General features: G+C 65.9%; 17 protein-coding genes and 1 pseudogene. 13 read left to right on the forward strand and 5 right to left on the reverse strand.

Annotation, left to right across the window (positions count from 1 at the left end; genetic code table 11):
- Window positions 1-159 precede the first annotated feature (159 nt).
- From J4P02_RS18085 to codA, 12 genes and pseudogenes are all read left to right on the forward strand, one after another.
- Window positions 160-612, forward strand: a complete 453-nt coding sequence (locus tag J4P02_RS18085; protein ID WP_426192664.1) for a GNAT family N-acetyltransferase — start codon at window positions 160-162, stop codon at window positions 610-612.
- A 19-nt stretch (window positions 613-631) separates the two neighbouring features.
- Window positions 632-1,137 (forward strand): annotated as a pseudogene (locus J4P02_RS18090) (nucleoside 2-deoxyribosyltransferase).
- Window positions 1,138-1,278: 141 nt separating this feature from the next.
- Entirely contained in the window at window positions 1,279-2,139 is an 861-nt protein-coding gene (locus tag J4P02_RS18095; RefSeq protein WP_426192666.1) for a MurR/RpiR family transcriptional regulator, read from the forward strand.
- A 32-nt stretch (window positions 2,140-2,171) separates the two neighbouring features.
- Window positions 2,172-2,729, forward strand: a complete 558-nt coding sequence (gene ddpX, locus J4P02_RS18100; protein WP_426192668.1) for a D-alanyl-D-alanine dipeptidase — start codon at window positions 2,172-2,174, stop codon at window positions 2,727-2,729.
- A gap of 151 nt (window positions 2,730-2,880) precedes the next feature.
- Window positions 2,881-4,455 (forward strand): ABC transporter substrate-binding protein, encoded by a 1,575-nt coding sequence (locus J4P02_RS18105; RefSeq protein WP_426192670.1) that lies wholly within the window; start codon window positions 2,881-2,883, stop codon window positions 4,453-4,455.
- 116 nt (window positions 4,456-4,571) lie between these two features.
- Window positions 4,572-5,588, forward strand: coding sequence for an ABC transporter permease (locus tag J4P02_RS18110; RefSeq protein ID WP_426192672.1), 1,017 nt, complete (start codon window positions 4,572-4,574; stop codon window positions 5,586-5,588).
- 1 nt (window position 5,589) lies between these two features.
- Window positions 5,590-6,483 (forward strand): D,D-dipeptide ABC transporter permease, encoded by an 894-nt coding sequence (ddpC, locus tag J4P02_RS18115; RefSeq protein WP_426192674.1) that lies wholly within the window; start codon window positions 5,590-5,592, stop codon window positions 6,481-6,483.
- Window positions 6,480-7,475, forward strand: a complete 996-nt coding sequence (locus J4P02_RS18120) for an ABC transporter ATP-binding protein (protein WP_426192676.1) — start codon at window positions 6,480-6,482, stop codon at window positions 7,473-7,475. The genes ddpC and J4P02_RS18120 overlap by 4 nt, the downstream gene beginning before the upstream one ends.
- Window positions 7,472-8,437, forward strand: a complete 966-nt coding sequence (locus J4P02_RS18125; protein WP_426192678.1) for an ABC transporter ATP-binding protein — start codon at window positions 7,472-7,474, stop codon at window positions 8,435-8,437. Before J4P02_RS18120 ends, J4P02_RS18125 begins: the two co-directional genes overlap by 4 nt.
- Before the next feature lie 101 nt (window positions 8,438-8,538).
- The gene (locus J4P02_RS18130) at window positions 8,539-9,162 is read left to right on the forward strand and encodes an NUDIX hydrolase (RefSeq protein ID WP_426192680.1); all 624 of its coding nucleotides are present in this window, start codon (window positions 8,539-8,541) and stop codon (window positions 9,160-9,162) included.
- Between the two features lie 182 nt (window positions 9,163-9,344).
- Window positions 9,345-10,616: a cytosine permease gene (gene codB, locus J4P02_RS18135; protein WP_426192682.1), complete on the forward strand. Its 1,272-nt coding sequence runs from the start codon at window positions 9,345-9,347 to the stop codon at window positions 10,614-10,616.
- 175 nt (window positions 10,617-10,791) lie between these two features.
- Window positions 10,792-12,048, forward strand: coding sequence for a cytosine deaminase (codA, locus tag J4P02_RS18140; RefSeq protein ID WP_426192684.1), 1,257 nt, complete (start codon window positions 10,792-10,794; stop codon window positions 12,046-12,048).
- A gap of 21 nt (window positions 12,049-12,069) precedes the next feature.
- On the opposite strand, the gene J4P02_RS18145 is transcribed toward codA, so the two are convergent.
- From J4P02_RS18145 to J4P02_RS18160, 4 genes are all read right to left on the reverse strand, one after another.
- Complete coding sequence (locus J4P02_RS18145) at window positions 12,070-12,717, reverse strand: hypothetical protein (RefSeq protein ID WP_426192686.1); 648 nt, start codon at window positions 12,715-12,717, stop codon at window positions 12,070-12,072.
- A 151-nt stretch (window positions 12,718-12,868) separates the two neighbouring features.
- Window positions 12,869-13,864 (reverse strand): diaminopimelate epimerase, encoded by a 996-nt coding sequence (locus J4P02_RS18150; protein ID WP_426192688.1) that lies wholly within the window; start codon window positions 13,862-13,864, stop codon window positions 12,869-12,871.
- Between the two features lie 74 nt (window positions 13,865-13,938).
- On the reverse strand, window positions 13,939-14,367 hold the full coding sequence (locus tag J4P02_RS18155; RefSeq protein WP_426192690.1) for a RidA family protein: 429 nt from the start codon (window positions 14,365-14,367) through the stop codon (window positions 13,939-13,941).
- Window positions 14,368-14,400: 33 nt separating this feature from the next.
- Entirely contained in the window at window positions 14,401-15,399 is a 999-nt protein-coding gene (locus J4P02_RS18160) for a cyclase family protein (RefSeq protein WP_426192692.1), read from the reverse strand.
- Between the two features lie 99 nt (window positions 15,400-15,498).
- On the opposite strand from J4P02_RS18160, the gene J4P02_RS18165 reads away from it, so the two are divergent.
- Entirely contained in the window at window positions 15,499-16,389 is an 891-nt protein-coding gene (locus J4P02_RS18165) for a LysR substrate-binding domain-containing protein (RefSeq protein ID WP_426192694.1), read from the forward strand.
- A 3-nt stretch (window positions 16,390-16,392) separates the two neighbouring features.
- Here J4P02_RS18165 and J4P02_RS18170 read toward each other — a convergent pair whose 3' ends face one another.
- The gene (locus J4P02_RS18170; RefSeq protein WP_426192696.1) at window positions 16,393-16,863 is read right to left on the reverse strand and encodes an Lrp/AsnC family transcriptional regulator; all 471 of its coding nucleotides are present in this window, start codon (window positions 16,861-16,863) and stop codon (window positions 16,393-16,395) included.
- Window positions 16,864-17,033: the final 170 nt, after the last annotated feature.

The following is a 17,033-nucleotide window of genomic DNA, read 5'->3' on the forward strand; positions in this document are numbered from 1 at the left end:
GCGCCGCCCTTGCGCGCTACGCACGCAAGCGGGAGCAAGCTCCCTCGCCACAACGGGGCATTGCCTGGCCTGAGGCAAACCTCTGGCGCGGTCCACAGACAGGCGCGGCTTTTCCCACCTATGCTTGGCGCCATCCCCTTCGCCCGAGCGCCCGCCAGCATGCCGCCGATCATTCGCCCCGCCGCCCCGCCCGACCTCGCCGCCATCGAAAGCATCGCCAAGAGCGCCTACGCGCCCTATATCGCGCGCATCGGCCGGGAACCTGCCCCCATGCTCGAAGACTATTCCTGCCTGGTGCTGGCCCATCAGGTCTGGGTGCTGGAGGAGGAACAAGCGATCGCCGGCTTTATCGTCCTGCTCGATGCCCAGGAAGCCCTGTTGCTGGACAATCTCGCGGTCAGCCCCGAGGCCCAGGGCCGTGGCCATGGCCGGCAATTGCTGGCCTTCGCCGAAACCCAGGCCCGGGCCGCCGGGCACAGTTGCGTGCGCCTCTACACCAATGAGGCCATGGGCGAGAACATTGCCCTCTACGGCCGCCACGGCTATGTGGAAACCCATCGCGCGGTGGAGCACGGGCTGCATCGGGTGTACATGAACAAGTCGCTGGACTGATACCCCTAGGAGCCCCCACATGCCGCCACGTATCTACCTCGCCGGTTTCGATGTGTTTCGCGCCGATGCCCTAGCCCACGGCGAACACCTCAAGGCCCTGTGCCGGGCCCAGGGCCTTGCCGGGCTGTTCCCCCTGGACAACCAGGGGCCGCACAACCTCGCCCCGAAGCCACCGCGCAGTGGATCTGCCAGCAGAACCTGGCGATGATCCGCGACTGCGACGCCCTGCTGGCCAACCTCAATGACTTTCGCGGCCTGGAACCCGACTCCGGCACCGCCTTCGAAGTGGGCGCCGCCATCGCCCTGGGCAAGCCGGTGTGGGTGTATTTCAAAGGCCCCGCCAGCCTGCGCCAGCAAGTGCCCCACGATGGCGCCGGGCGCGATGCCCAGGGTTACCTGGTGGAAGATTTCAACCTGCCGCGCAACCTGATGCTGGCCTGCACCTGGAGCGGGCGCAGCGTCACCGTGGAAAGCGCCATCCACGACCTCGGCCAATGGCTGAACGCGGGCGCCCAAGCCCGCTGAACCTCGACCAAAACCGCTTGAGTGGCACGTCACCTGGGCGATGAACAAAAGCCTTGTCTTGTCGCGAATGCCGATGTTATGTTTCTAACACAAACTATAAAAATGAAATTCAAATAACATTCCCCGCAAATGCCTGGTGAGATGCCCATGGACAAGAACCCTTTCCAAGTCACCCTGGAACAGCAGTTTGCAAGCCTGACGCCCACCGGCAAGCGCATCGCCACCTACCTCTTGGCCAACCTCCAGCAACTGCCCTTCGAGACCGCCGACAGCATTGCCCAGCAAGCCGGCACCACGGGCATTTCCGTGGGGCGCTTCCTGCGTTCCCTGGGCTACCGCAACCTGGACGAGGTCAAGCAAGGGCTGCGCGGAGATGCCCCGGCCTCCTGGCTGATCACCGACCGGCTGGGCGCCTTTCGCAGCGAAGCCGATCAGGACGATGCCCTGGAACGCTCGATGCACCGCGAGATCGAGGCCATCCAGCATGTCTATGGCCTGGCCCGCAGCCAGGCCTTCGCCGACATAGTGCGGCAGATAGTCGAGGCCGACGCAGTATTCATCATCGGCATCCAGTCCACCCGGGGCATCCTCAACGCCTTCCATAGCCACCTGGAATACATCCGGCCCAAGGTCTACTACGTCGACGGGCTGTCGGGCATCTACGCGGAAACCCTGAACTCCGGCTTCGCCAAGCCCTACGCGATCATTTCCGACTTTCGCGCCTACTCCAGCCTCACCCAGACCTTCTGCGCAGTGGCCAACGCCAATGCCCTGCCCCTGGCCCTGGTCACCGACCTGCAATGCCCCTGGGCCCGGGACTACCCGCTGGACCTGCTGCAACTGAAAACCGATGTCGGCCAGTTCTGGGATTCCCTGGCGCCCCTGACCTGCCTGTTCAACCTGATGGTGTCCGCCGTGGCCGAGGGCTATGGCGAGCGCCTGGACCAGCGCCTGGCGAAGAACCGCCAATTGCAGCAAGCCTTCGGCCAGTTCGAGTCCTGATCTTCCAGCGTTACCCAAGATGGAGTGAGTGAGTGAACAACAGCCCCCTTGTCGAAATCGACGCCCAGCGCCACCAGATGCAAGTCGACCTGGTGTACGCCAGCGCCGACAACCTGGCCGGCCAGGTGATCTACCGCAACGCCCGCTGCCTGCTGCACAAGGACGCCGCGGCCTGCCTGTACCAGGCCGCTCGCCTGGCGCGCATGGCCGGCCTGGGCCTGCGCATCTACGACGCCTACCGCCCAGCCTACGCCCAGCAACTGCTGTGGCAGGCCCTGCCGAATCCGGACTATGTGCGCGACCCGCGCCTGGGCTCGCACCACACCCGCGGCGTGGCCGTGGACCTGACCCTGGTGGACGAGAACGGCCAGCCGCTGGACATGGGCACCGCCTTCGACGCCATGGAGCCCAAGTCGCACCAGTTCTACAGCGACCTGCCGCCTGAGGTGCAGCGCAACCGCCTGCTGTTGCTGGGGATCATGCTCAGCGCTGGCTTCGAGGCGATCCCCACCGAGTGGTGGCACTACGAATTGCCCAACGCCGAGGACTTCCCCCTGATCCAGGAGCACGAGCAGCCCTTCGACCACTGATCGAGCATTCCCCCACCGGCCACAACAACAGGCAGGCCACTGCCCCAAGCCGGTCGTTACCCGCAGCACCGCTTCTGTTCCAACTGCCCGGTTATAGCTTTTATAAAAAACCTGACGAACTTCCAATAATCGAATGATCAAGGAAACCGGCATGACCCCTAGCACCCGTATGCAACCTGATGCACGCCTGTCCACCCGTGTCGCCCTGTCGCTGCTGTGCGCCGCCCTGAGCCTGGGCGCCTGGCAGGCAGCCAGCGCCGCCGCGCCCAAGGACACCCTGATGATCGGCAAGGCCGCCGACCCGCAAACCCTCGACCCGGCCGTGACCATCGACAACAACGACTGGGCCGTGACCTATCCGGCCTACCAGAAGCTGGTGACCTACAAGGTCGAGAACGGCAAGGGCAGCACCGAAGTCGAGGGCGACCTGGCCGAGAGCTGGAGCACCTCCGCCGACAACCTCACCTGGGATTTCAAGCTCAAGAGCGGCAACCAGTTCGACGACGGCAAGCCGGTGGACGCCGCCGCGGTGAAGTTCTCCTTCGACCGCCTGATGCAGCTCAAGCAAGGCCCGTCCGGGGCCTTCCCGGATGACATGAGCGTGGCCGTGGTTGACCCGCTGACCGTACGCTTCACCTTGAAGAAACCCTACGCGCCCTTCCTCTACACCCTGGCCCACAACGGTGGCGGCATCATCAACCCGGACGTGGCCAAGCAGGGCGACGTCAACGCCTACCTCTCCACCCACACCGCCGGCTCCGGGGCCTTCCGCCTGAGCAACTGGCAGAAGGGCCAGGCCCTGACCCTGGAACCCAACAGCTATTACGCCGGACCCAAGCCGAGCCTGAACAAGGTGGTGATCAAGATCATCAGCGAGGCCTCGGTGCGCCGCCTGCAACTGGAACGCGGCGACCTGGACATCATCGAGGACATGCCCGAAGACCAGCTCGGCACCCTGGCCGGCAAGCCCGGGGTGGTGATCCAGACCTTCCCCTCGCTGCGGGTCAACTACCTGTACCTGAACAACCAGCGCGCACCGCTGAACAATGTCGAGGCACGCCAGGGGCTGGTGCAGGCCATCGACTACCAGGGCATCGTCGACGGCATCCTCAAGGGCCAGGCCAAGCTGATGAACGGGCCGATCCCCGACGGCATGTGGGCCCACGACCCGAGCCTGCCGCTGATGCAGCAGAACCTCGAGGGCGCCAAGGCCAGCCTGGCCAAGGCGCCGCAGAAAATCAGCAACCTCACCTACCTCTACTCGGACAAGGACGCCAACTGGGAATCCATTGGCCTGACCCTGCAGGCGGGCCTGGCGCCCCTGGGCATCAACCTGAAGATGGAGAAACTGGCCAACGCCACCATGCGCGAGCGCGTGGGCAAGGGTGACTTCGACGTGGCCATCGGCTCCTGGAGCCCGGACTTCGCCGACCCCTACATGTTCATGAACTTCTGGTTCGACTCCAGCCTGCAAGGGCTGCCGGGCAACCGCTCGTTCTACAGCAACCCCGAGGTCGACCGCCTGGTGCGCGAAGCTGCGGCCACCAACGACACCGCCAAGCGCGTCGAGCTGTACCAGAGCGCGCAGAAAATCGTCCTCAAGGACAACGCCTACGCCTACCTGTTTCAGAAGAACTACAGCCTGCCGATGCGTGATGCGGTCAAGGGCTACGTGTTCCATCCGATGCTGGAGCAGGTGTTCAACATCGCCCAGATCAGCAAGTAACAGGCGTTGTGCCCATCCGTTCGCAGGCCCCGCCGGGCCTGCGGCGGAGCGTTGTGTGCCCGGCTTTGGGGGCGTGGTGCTCCCGGCCGTTCGTCAAGCGTTAACGAGGTTGCCTCATGGCCTTCCTGAATATGTTGCGCAAACGCCTGCTCGGTCTGCTGCTGGTCGTCGTCGGGGTTTCGCTGATCACCTTCACCATCTCGCACCTGATTCCCGGTGACCCGGCGCGGCTGATCGCCGGCGACCGGGCCAGCGATGCCATCGTGCAGAACATCCGTCACCAACTGGGCCTGGATCTGCCGCTGTACCAGCAATATGGGCGCTACATGCTCGACCTGCTGCACGGCGACCTGGGCACCTCGATCCGCACCAGCCGGCCGGTGCTGGAAGACCTGCAGGCGTTCTTCCCGGCGACCCTGGAACTGGCCCTGGCGGCGCTGCTGCTGTCGGTGCTGGTGGGGGTGCCGCTGGGGGTGCTGTCGGCGGTCTACCACAACCGCCTGATCGACCAGATCGCCCGCACCCTGGCGGTCACCGGCATTTCCACCCCGGCCTTCTGGCTCGGCCTGGGGCTGATCGTGCTGTTCTACGGCCACCTGGGCTGGATGCCCGGCAGCGGCCGGCTGGATGAAGGCCTGGAACCGCCGCCGACGGTCAGCGGTTTCTACCTGATCGATTCGTTGCTGGCCGGGGATATTCCGCTGTTCCTCAATGCCCTGCAGCACCTGGTGCTGCCGGCGGTGACCCTGGGCTTCGTCAACCTCGGGGTGGTGGCGCGGCAGATTCGCTCGGCCATGCTCGACCAGCTCGGCGAAGACTATATCCGCACCGCCCGTGCCTATGGCCTGTCGCGCTGGACGGTGATCCTGCGCCACGCCCTGCCCAATGCCCTGATCCCCTCGGTGACGGTGCTCGGCCTGACCCTGGGCGACTTGCTCTACGGCGCGGTGCTGACTGAAACCGTGTTCGCCTGGCCGGGCATGGGGGCCTATGTGGTGAAGTCGATCCAGGCCCTGGATTTCCCCGCGGTAATGGGCTTCGCGATCCTGGTGTCATTCATTTATGTGCTGCTGAACATGGCGATCGACCTGCTGTACCGGGTGATCGATCCGCGCATTGGCGAGGTAAGTTGAGATGTCCGCCCCCTTGAATCTTCCCCTGGCCACGGCCCGCAGCAACCCCCTGAGTGCGCGCCTGGCCTACCTGGGCTACCGCGTGCGGCAAAGCCCGCTGACCATCGCCGGGCTGGGCATGACCCTGCTGGTGCTGGTGTGCATGGCCTTCGCCCCCTGGCTGTCGAGCCATGACCCCAACGCCCTGAACCTGGCCCAGCGCCTGGCCGCCCCCAGCGCCGCCCACTGGTTCGGCACTGATGAAGTGGGCCGCGACCTGTTCAGCCGGGTGCTGCACGGCAGCCGCCAATCGGTGGGCGTGGGCCTGTTCGTGGCCTTCGCCTCGTGCCTGGCCGGGGGCCTGCTGGGCTGCCTGTCGGGGATCATCGGCGGGCGCTTCGACAGCCTGATCATGCGCCTGATGGACATCATGCTCTCGGTGCCCTCGCTGGTGCTGATCATGGCCCTGGCCGCCGCCCTGGGCCCGAGCCTGTTCAACGCCATGCTGGCGATCACCCTGGTGCGCATTCCGTTCTATGTGCGCCTGGCCCGGGGCCAGGCCCTGAGCATCCGCCAGATGGGCTACGTCAAGGCCGCGCAAACCTACGGCGCCGGGCGCTGGCACATCGTCAGCTGGCACGTGGGGCGCAACGCCATGCCGCCGTTGCTGGTGCAACTGAGCCTGGACATCGGCAGCGCCATCCTCATGGCCTCGGCCCTGGGTTTCATCGGCCTGGGGGCCCAGCAACCCACCGCGGAGTGGGGGGCGATGGTGGCCACCGGGCGCAATTTCATCCTCGACAACTGGTGGTACTCGACCTTTCCCGGGCTTGCGATCCTGTTCACCGCCACCGGTTTCAACCTGCTGGGTGACGGCGTCCGTGACCTGCTCGACCCACGGCAACAGGGGAAATGACCATGAGCCAAGCCGCCGTTCTCAACATCGAAAACCTGAGCCTGGAATTCCCCGCCTACCGCAGCAAGGTGCAAGCCCTCAACGGCGTGTCGCTGCACGTCAACCCGGGGGAAATCGTCGGCGTGGTCGGCGAGTCCGGCTCGGGCAAGTCGGTGACCGCCATGCTCAGCCTGCGGCTGTTGCCCGAGCGCAGCTACCGCATCACTTCCGGCAGCCTGAGCCTGCTGGGCCGCGACATGCTCGCCGCCCCGGAACAGCAACTGCTGCAGATCCGTGGCCGCGACGCGGCGATGATCTTCCAGGAGCCGATGACCGCTCTCAACCCGACCCGGCGCATCGGCCGGCAGATGCTCGACGTGATCGTCCATCACCAGCGCCTGAGCCAGGAGCAGGCCCGGGCCCGGGCCATCGAACTGCTGCGCGACATGCATATCGCCGACCCCGAGCAGGTGCTCCAGGCCTACCCTTTCGAGCTGTCCGGGGGCATGCGCCAGCGGGTGATGATCGCCCTGGCGTTTTCCTGCGACCCGCAACTGCTGATCGCCGATGAGCCCACCACCGCGCTGGATGTCACGGTGCAGCGCCAGGTGCTGCTGTTGCTGCGCGAGAAAGCCCGGCAACGGGGCACGGCGATTCTGCTGATTACCCACGATATGGCGGTGGTCTCGCAGTTCTGCGACCGGGTCTACGTGATGTACACCGGCGCCGTGGTGGAGCAAGGCAGCACCGCCCAGGTGATGCTCGACCCGCAGCACCCCTATACCCGCGGCCTGCTCAGCGGCCTGCCGGAGCAGGTGGCGCCCGGCGCGCCGCTGCTGACCATTCCCGGGCAAGTGCCGAACCTGGCCCACCTGCCCGAAGGCTGCACCTTCCGCGAACGCTGCGCCCAGGCCATGCCGGCCTGCAATCGGCGCCCGCCCTTGCATTCGATCGACGCCAGCACCGAGCGCAAGAGCGCCTGCTGGCTGTCCGCCAAGGAGTCCGCGCAATGACCGCTTCGCCAACTCAAGCCGCACCGCTGCTGCTTCTTAACGACGTGCGCGTACGCTTTCCCCTGGGCAACAACTGGCTGGGCCAACCCCGGGCCTTCGCCCACGCCCTGAACGGCATCGACCTGGAACTGCGCCCCGGGGAAACCCTGGGCATTGTCGGCGAATCCGGCTGCGGCAAGAGCACCCTGGCGCAACTGCTGATGGGCCTGGTGCAGCCCAGCAGCGGCGACCTGCGCTGGGCCTACGCCAGCGAGCGCGAACGCCACCGACATGTGCAGATCGTGTTCCAGGACCCGCAATCGTCCCTCGACCCGCGCCTGCCAATCTGGAAGATCATCACCGAGCCGCTGTTCGCCCTCGGCGGCACCCCGGTGGCCGAGATGCGCGCGATCGCCGCCAGGGTGGCGCAGCAGGTGGGCATCCGCAGCGAATACCTGGAGCGCTACCCCCATCAGTTTTCCGGCGGCCAGCGCCAGCGCATCGCCATTGCCCGGGCCCTGGCGTCGGACCCGGACATCATCGTCCTCGACGAACCGACCTCGGCCCTGGACATCTCGGTGCAGGCGCAGATCCTCAACCTGCTGGCCGAGCTGCAACGCAGCCGCGGCCTGACCTTCGTGCTGATCTCGCACAACGTCTCGGTGGTGCGGCATATGGCCGACCGGGTGGCGGTGATGTACCTGGGGCAGATCGTCGAGCTGGGCCGCGCCGAGCAGGTGCTGGAACACCCGCGCCATCCCTACACCCGGCTGTTGCTGGAGGCGGTGCCGCGCCTCGGTGCACCCCTGGCCCACAGCCAGAGCGCGGCGCCCACCGAACTGCCGGGCAACCGCAAGCTGCCCGGTGGCTGCTTCTTCCTCGAACGTTGCAGCCGCCGTGGCCCGGGCTGCGAAAACCCGCAAGCCTTGCAGGGCGCGGCCAGCCAGCAGGTGCGCTGCCATCTGCAGGGCGCTCCGGGCTAAGTGGCCGGCGCTACGCCGCAAACGGCGGCGTGGCGCTTGCTCCGGGCCGGCCAAGGGATTAAAACAGGCGCCTCAAATTGGATTGTCCAGGAGCCTCAACCATGGAAAGCCGCTGGCTGACCCACGCCAAACGCTTGCAAGCCATCGCCTCCACCGGCCTGCACTTCTGCCGTGACGAACACGACCGCGAGCGCTACCAGGAAATCGCCGATATTGCCCACCAGATGCTCGCACAACTGGGCGATGTGCCCCTGGAACGCATCACCGACCTGGTCTCGGACTTCGCCCAGCGCTACTCCACGCCCATGGTGGAGGTGCGCGGCGCGCTGATCGAGGACGAGCGGATTCTGCTGGTGCGCGAACAGCACGACGGCCTCTGGGCCCTGCCCGGCGGCTACGCCGATGTCGGCTTGTCGGCGGGCGAGAACATCATCAAGGAAATCCACGAAGAGGCCGGGCTCAAGGTCACGGTGCGCCAGCTCTACGGCCTGCGGCACAAGGCCAAGGGCCCCTACAAGGCCGATCACCGCGACTTCTACAAGCTGTACTTCCTCTGCGAACGGCAAGGTGACGACAGCCCGGTGGCCGGCAGCGAAACCAGCGACGCGGCGTTCTTCGCCCTCGATCAACTGCCCGAGCTGTCCCAGGGGCGCACCGTGCTGCGGGATATCCAGGAGGCCTTCGATTTCCACCACGGCCGTAGCAGCCTGGTGCTGTTCGACTGAGCCGCACGCACAGCCAGTGACTCAAGATGACGCCGCCTGCACCGCTTTCGTGCTGGTGCCGGCGGCCAGCTGTGGCGCAATGCCCACCATCGTCTATACCTGCCGGGCAGCCCGCAGCTGTCACGCCGTTTGGCACGCCGACTGCAACAACGGGCTCTCAACCAGCGACCAGGGACAGGCCCATGACCCAGCAGCAGCCCGGCAACGACTACCCCTTGAGCGAAGTTCCGCAGCACGCCCGCAAGGGTCTGGCCTCCATGGCTATGGTGCTGCTGGGCTTCACCTTCTTTACCGCCACCATGTTTGCCGGCGGCAAGCTGGGGGTGGCCTACGACTTCACCACCCTGCTGGCGGTGATTGTCCTGGGCAACCTGCTGCTGGGCCTGTATGCCGCGAGCCTGGGCTATATCGCCTTCAAGAGCGGGCTGAACACCGTGCTCATGGGGCGCTTCTGCTTCGGGGAACGGGGCAGCAAGCTGTGCGACCTGATCCTGGGTTTCACCCAGATCGGCTGGTACGCCTGGGGCACCGCCACCGCCGCGGTGGTGCTGGGCAAATACTTCGAGCTGGATGCCGGCGCCGTGCTGGGGCTGATGCTGCTGTTCGGCATGGCCTTCTGCGCCACGGCCTATATCGGCTATCGCGGGCTGGAGATCCTGTCCTGGATCGCGGTGCCGGCCATGGGCCTGCTGCTGGTGCTGTCGATGTGGGTCGCCACGGTGGATATCGGCGGCCTCGACGGCCTGCTGGCGGTGACGCCAAGCACCCGCCTGGACCTGTCCACCGCCATCACCCTGGTGTTCGGCACCTTTGTCAGCGGCGCCACCCAGGCCACCAACTGGACGCGGTTTTCGCGCTCGGCGAAGGTGGCGATCAGCGCCAGCCTGATCGGCTTCTTTATCGGCAATGGCCTGATGGTGCTGATCGGTGCCTACGGCGCCATCGTCTACCAGCAGCCGGATGTGGTGGAAGTGTTGCTGCTGCAAGGCTTCGCCCTGGCGGCCATGGCCATGCTGCTGTTGAACATCTGGAGCACCCAGGACAACACCATCTACAACTTCGCCGTGGCCGGCTGCAACCTGCTGCGCACTGGCCGGCGCAAGACCGTGACCCTGGTGGGCGCACTGATCGGCACCCTGCTGGCGATGCTCGGCATGTACGACCTGCTGGTGCCCTACCTGGTGCTGCTGGGCACGGTGATTCCGCCGGTGGGCGGGGTGATCATGGCCGACTTCTTCTACCGCTGGCGCGGCCGCTACCCATTGCTGGCCGAGAGCCAACTGCCGGCCTGGAACTGGCCGGGCCTGGGCGCCTACGGCATCGGCACCCTGGCGGCCTTCAGCTCGCCCTGGGTCGCGCCGCTGGTGGGCATCGCCACGGCCAGCCTGAGCTATATCCTGCTCAGCGCACTGCTTGGCAGCCGCGCAGCCCTGGGCGCCGACGCCGAGGCCTGAACCACGGCGTGGAACCCTTGGCCTTGGTCAACCGCGCCCTTGCGGGTCTATCATGGCCCGCGCATGCCACGCCCTGTCCCCCGGCATTACCGGGACAGCCCAACGAAAGCGCGACAGGGCCCGGCCCTGATCGCGCTACAGAATCACTGCTTGCCTGAACCGAGGAACCGTCCCGATGCTGATCACCAACGCCCGCCTGCGCCACCGTGAAGGTCTGCACCAACTGCACCTGGAGAACGGCCGCATTGCCCGCATCGTCCGCCAGGGCCCAGACACCAGTGCCAGCGTTCCAGCTTTCGGCCCCGAGCACCTGGATGCCGGCGGCAACCTGGTGGTGCCACCCTTCGTCGAGCCGCACATTCACCTGGATGCCACCCTGACCGCCGGCGAGCCGCGCTGGAACATGAGCGGCACCCTGTTTGAAGGCATCGAATGCTGGGGCGAACGCAAGGCCACGATCACCGCCGAAGACACCCGCCAGCGCGCCCACAAGACTATCCGCGCCCTGGCCGCCCACGGCATCCAGCACGTGCGCACCCATGTCGATGTCACCGACCCCAACCTCACCGCACTCAAGGCCATGCTCGAAGTCCGCGAGCAAGCCGCGCACCTGGTCGACCTGCAGATCGTCGCCTTCCCCCAGGAAGGCATCGAATCGTTCCGCAACGGCCGCGAATTGATGGAAGAAGCCATTCGCCTGGGCGCCGACGTGGTGGGTGGCATCCCGCACTTCGAGTACACCCGCGACCAGGGCGTGAGCTCGGTGAAATTCCTCATGGACCTGGCCGAGCGCACGGGCTGCCTGGTGGACGTGCACTGCGACGAAACCGACGACCCGCACTCGCGCTTTCTCGAAGTGCTGGCCGAGGAAGCCCGCAGCCGCGGCATGGGCTCACGGGTCAGCGCCAGCCACACCACGGCCATGGGCTCCTACGACAACGCCTACTGCGCCAAGCTGTTCCGCCTGCTGGGGCACTCGGGCATCAGCTTCGTGTCCTGCCCCACCGAAAGCATCCACCTGCAGGGGCGCTTCGACAGCTTCCCGAAACGCCGCGGGGTGACCCGGGTCAAGGAGTTGCTGGACGCCGGGATGAACGTCTGCTTCGGCCAGGACTCGATCGTCGACCCCTGGTACCCCCTGGGCAACGGCAACATCCTGCGGGTGCTGGAAGCCGGCCTGCATATCTGCCACATGCTCGGCTACAGCAACCTGCAGAGCGCCCTGGACCTGGTCACCGACAACAGCGCCCGTGCCCTGGCCCTGGGCGATGGCTACGGCCTGGAGGAAGGTCGCCCGGCCAACCTGCTGATTCTCTCCGCCGACAGCGACTACGAGATGCTCCGCAGCCAGGGCCTGGCGCTGTACTCGATCCGCAATGGCAAGGTGCTGATGCAGCGGCAGATGGCCCAGGTGCAGCTGATCGGCGACTGAGCCGCCGTGCCTCTGGCCTGTCTACTTGACCTTGAACGGCTTGGCCACCATCAATCCCAGCGGCAGCAACGGCAGGGCGAGGATCATCAGCACACCGTCCGCGGTGACGGTGACCGGCGTCAACAGCACCTGGGCGACCTTGCTCTTCTCCCGATAGGCCGAGAAGTGCAGGGTGTAGGTGCTGTTCAGCGGGTTGGCCTGATAGGCGCTGATATCGCGCTTGGAGGTGAAGCGGCTGCCGCGGATGGCAAAGCGCTGCAGCAGGGCATTCTGCGACGTTGAGGCAACGAAGCCCAGGGCCCTGGCCTCTTCGATCTGGCCAGGGTCAAGCTGATCCAGCTGGGGAATCCGGAGGATGAATTCACCCTCCAGGGTTTGCCAGTAAGAGACGCGGATCGGCAGGAACTCGGCCTGCATTCTGCGATGCAAGCCTGAGCGAATGGCCTTCAGCAACTGCGGATCGACCTGCATAAAGTAGTGGTACTGCTTGCCAATGATGACAAAGCTCTGCTCGTCACCGGTGAGGTAGAACTGGCCGACGGCTTCGGTATAGACCTCATCGCTGCCTTGCTCTTCATACAGCGTGCTGGTCAGGCAACCGCCAAGGCTGCCGGCCACCAGCGCGCCCAGGGCCGCTAGCGCCCCCTTGACCACAGCACGACGGGGCATTGCTTTTTGCATGTCGAATCCGTTCTTTGATTGGCCTCTGTATCGGGTCATGGCCCGAGCCCGCCGCCACCCTATAGCAGCGCCAGGCGTTTAGCTATCGGGGCCGCCCCCATGCCATGCACCTCGCGCCAGACGCCACCAAACTTGCACTTCACTGCGCAAGTTTCAGCGCCGAGCCAAACAGGCTCACCCGGGTCAGCTCACCGTCAGTCTCCTGCAGCAGCAACGGCGCGGTGCCGCCGGGCATCACCACCTGCACCTCGCCGGCCTTGACCCAGCCATGGCGCCACGCCGCGCAGGCCACCGCGCTGGCGCTGGTGCCCGAGGAGGCGGTCGGCCCTTCGCCGCGCTCGAACACCCGGGCCTGGATGCGCTGCGCCGATTCCCGCGCCGCCCATTGCAGATTGACCCCCGCCGGACAGGGCACACCGCTGCCCAGGGGCAAGGCAAAGGCGATAGCGGTCAGGCCCTCGGCCAGGGGCGACTCAAGCATCTGCCGATTGCTCGGCAAGGCCTCGGCCTCCTCCACCAGGGTCACGCAATGGGGGTTGCCCACCCGCACGAACTGACTGTGTTCCCACAGCGGGTTGAGTGCCTGCAACGGCGCCACCCGGCTCAGCTTGCGGCCGTTCAGGGTCACCGCCTCGACACCAAGCGCGGCGACCGCCTCGGGCCCGAAGGACGGCTGGCCGAGATCCAGCCAGAAGCCCTGCTGCCCCGCCACTTGCGCCGGCTCCACCAGCGTGGCCACCGGCGAGACGCCTGTGGGTTGATCGTGATGCACCTGCAACAGCGTCGGCGCCTGGACTGCTAACAGCCCCTGCTCAGTCAGCGCCTGGGAAAAGATCGTCAAGCCATTGCCGCTGCGTTCGGCCAGGGTGCCGTCGGTGTTGACGATCAACAGGTCGAAGGGTGCGGCCTCCTGGAACGGCCCCACCAGCAAGCCATCGCTGCGATGGGCCTTGGCCCCCGGTGGGCGGGTGCCCGGGGCCCAGTCGCACAAGGCGGCAATCGCCCGCTCGGCCCACAGGCGCCGGTCCCGCGCCGCCTCGGCCGCGCTACCGGGCAGGGCAATGCCCAAGCGCCGCAGCGCCGCCGGAGCCACCACTGCATAGATATTGCCTCGCGCATCGTAAAACGCCGCCATCGCCCCGCCTCCAGAAAAAACCGAGGCGCCGACATTAGGGCAAATGCGGCGCCTCCACCAGCGGCGGGAAACACTCAGGGGGCCAGGGCGGCAATCGCCTCGATCTCGAACAGCATGCCGTCCAGCGCCAGGCGCGGCACCGGAATCAGGGTGCAGGCCGGGGTCGGTGCATCGCCCCACAGCTGTTGCAGCTGGCTGCCGAAGGTCACCAGGCGTTCATGGCTGTGATCGACGATCAGCACCGTGAGCTTGGCCACCTGATGCACCTCGGCATCCACCGAGTGCAGGGCGGTCTGCAGGTTGGCCAGGGCCTGGCGCACCTGACCGGGAAAATCTTCCGGCAACTGGCCATCGACGTTCTCGCCGCCCTGGCCGGCGATAAACACCAGGCGCGCGCCGGCAGCCACCTGGGCGACATGGGAATAACCGTTGGCGCTGGGGTCATAGAGCCCGGTCGGGTTGAACAAGTTGAGCACGCCCTGGGGCGCCGCTTGGCTTGACATGGGTATCTCCTGCATCAATGAAATGGGCTAGGTTCAACGAATCGGCAGGGCCATCGGCCGGATCGGCGCCGCATCCGCGCCGCGCAACTTGAGTGAAGCACCGATAAAGGCGAACTGATAAACCTTGTCCCGGGACAAGCCTTCCAGGTTCACCAGTTCCATGATCGGCGCGCCCTGCATGGCCAGCAGGTAGGTATGCAACGGCAGGTAGTTGCCCTCGACCTCGGAAGGGAAGGTCTCGAAGCTCAGGTTGTCGGCCCCCACCACCATGGCGCCGCCCTCTTCCACCAGGAACTTGGCGGCGTCCAGGCTCAGCCCCGGCGGGTTGGCCATGTACTGCTGGGCCTTGTCGTAGTCACGCATGCGCCCGGTGCGAATCAACACCACATCGCCCTTCTCCAGGTTCACCTGCTGCTTGGCCAGGGCCTGCTTGAGGTCGGCGCGGGTGACCCGGTAGTTGTCCGCCAACTGCTCCAGGCCCTTGGCCGCGGCCACATCGATCAGCACCCCGCGGGCAATGATTGGCGGCAGTTTCTCCGCCCCGGTGACATTCCAGCCGCGATCCCCCAGGTGCTCCTCGGCACTGAAGCCGTTCCAGATCTTGCCGTTGAGGCCGAAGTGGTTGAGGGCGTCGATATGGGTGCCCATATGGGCGTACATCGACACCGCCGAGCCGCTGTAGCTGACGTGCTGGTTCATCGGCTCGCCCACCTGCATCGGGTCGGCGATCACATTGCCGTGGGGGGTGTGGGTCATCCACATCTGATAAGGCGGATCGCCGGCGGCCTGCCAGCTGGGCATACCGACGAAGTAGTCCACCGCCAGGTCGTAGGCCTGGGCGCCGCTGACCCGGGCCATGATCGCCGCCCGGGATTCAGGGGTGATCAGGTTCAGGCGGCCGATTTCATCCTTGGGGCCCCAGGGGCTGATGCCCACCTCGGGGTGGGGCGCAGCGGCAGCACTGCACAGGCCACTGAACAGCGACAGGGCCAAGACCCCGGGAAGCATTTTCGAGATTGCGCGATTGGCCATGACCAAGCTCCTTAGACAGTGAAGTGGCCATGGTATTGAGCTTGCAATCAGAGATAATCAGCCGATTCGTGGATAGATATTCAACCCAGAGGAAATAATATGGATGTACTGATGGGCATGCGGGTGTTCCGCCGGGTGGTGGAACGGGGCAGCTTCAACCAGGCCGCCAGCGATCTCGGGCAATCCACCGCGGCGGTGAGCAAACAGGTCCGCCAGTTGGAGGAACGCCTGGGCAGCCTGCTGATTCTGCGCACCACGCGGCGCATGAGCCTGTCGGAAGCCGGGCAGAACTACTTCCGCGAATGCTGCCACCTGCTGGATGAACTGGACGCCCTGGAGCGCGCCACCCAGGCCGGCAGCCGCGAGCCTGGCGGGCGCCTGCGGGTCAATGCGCCGCTGTCGTTCGGGCTCAAGGTGCTGTCGCCGATCCTGGTGAACTTCATGCAGCGCTACCCGCAGATCCAGGTGGACCTGACCCTCAACGACCAGGTGCTGGACGTGGTTGGCGAAGGCTTCGACGTGTCGCTGCGGATTCGCCGCCAGTTGGAAGATTCAAGCCTGATCGCCCGCCAACTGGGCCAGGTGCAGCAGATCATCTGCGCCGCCCCGGCCTACCTCCAGGCCCAGGGCACGCCCACCTCGATCGCCGACCTGCAGGGCCACCGCTGCCTGGCCTACCGGCTGGCGGAGCATCCCGGGCGCTGGCAACTGGAAGGCCCACAAGGCCAGACCCGGCTCGAACTGCCGGTGCACTTTGCCGTGGACAACAGCCTGCTGCTGGGCGACATGCTGGTGGCCGGCCTGGGCATCGGCGCCCTGCCCGGCTTTATCGCCCAGCCGCTGCTGGACAGCGGCCAGTTGCAGCGGGTGCTGCCGGAGCAACAGCTGAGCAGCCGGCAGATCTACGCCCTGTACCCCAGCCAGCGGCACCTGTCGCAGAAGGTGCGAGTGTTTGTCGACTTCCTGGTGCAAGCCCTGCAAGCCCCTTGAGGTTCAACTGGCGGTGGGCACTTCCAGGCCGACCTTGACCCGGTTCATCGCCACCAGGGTCTTGAAGCGCTTGACGTTGTCGTTGCCGAAGAACAGCTCGTGGGTCAGCTGGGTGTACTGGGCCATGCTGCGCACGCAGAAGATCAGCACGAAGTCGCAGTCGCCAGCCACGTAATAGCACTGCTGCACCTGGGGGCAAGCCTGGAAATGGCGCTTGAGGGCATCGATCTGATCGGCCCGCTCGCTCTCCACTTCCACCTCGACGATGATGCTCAGCTCATGGCCCAGGGCATCCGGCGCCACCTGCACGGTGTAGCGCTCGATCACCCCTTCGTCGCTCAACCGCTTGAGCCGGCGATTGACCGCCGCCGTGGACAGATTGACCCGCAGCCCCAGTTCGCTCTGCGGGGTACTGGCATCGCGCTGCAGCTCGGCGAGCAGCTTCAGGTCATAGGCGTCGAGACTGGTGTTCATGCGGGCGAGGGTTCCAAAAAGCAGCGGCGCACACTGCTGGGGTCTTTGTGCAAAGGGCGGCAATTATGCGAAATAAGCGCCCGATCGCCCACGGTTATTTCGCCGGGGGCAATCAGCGTCGTTCAGGTTCCCGGCAGACCGCGGGCAGTAACAGAACGGTTATTTGTGCA

The sequence above is a fragment of the Pseudomonas sp. NFXW11 genome (assembly GCF_049887815.1).
GTDB lineage: Bacteria > Pseudomonadota > Gammaproteobacteria > Pseudomonadales > Pseudomonadaceae > Aquipseudomonas.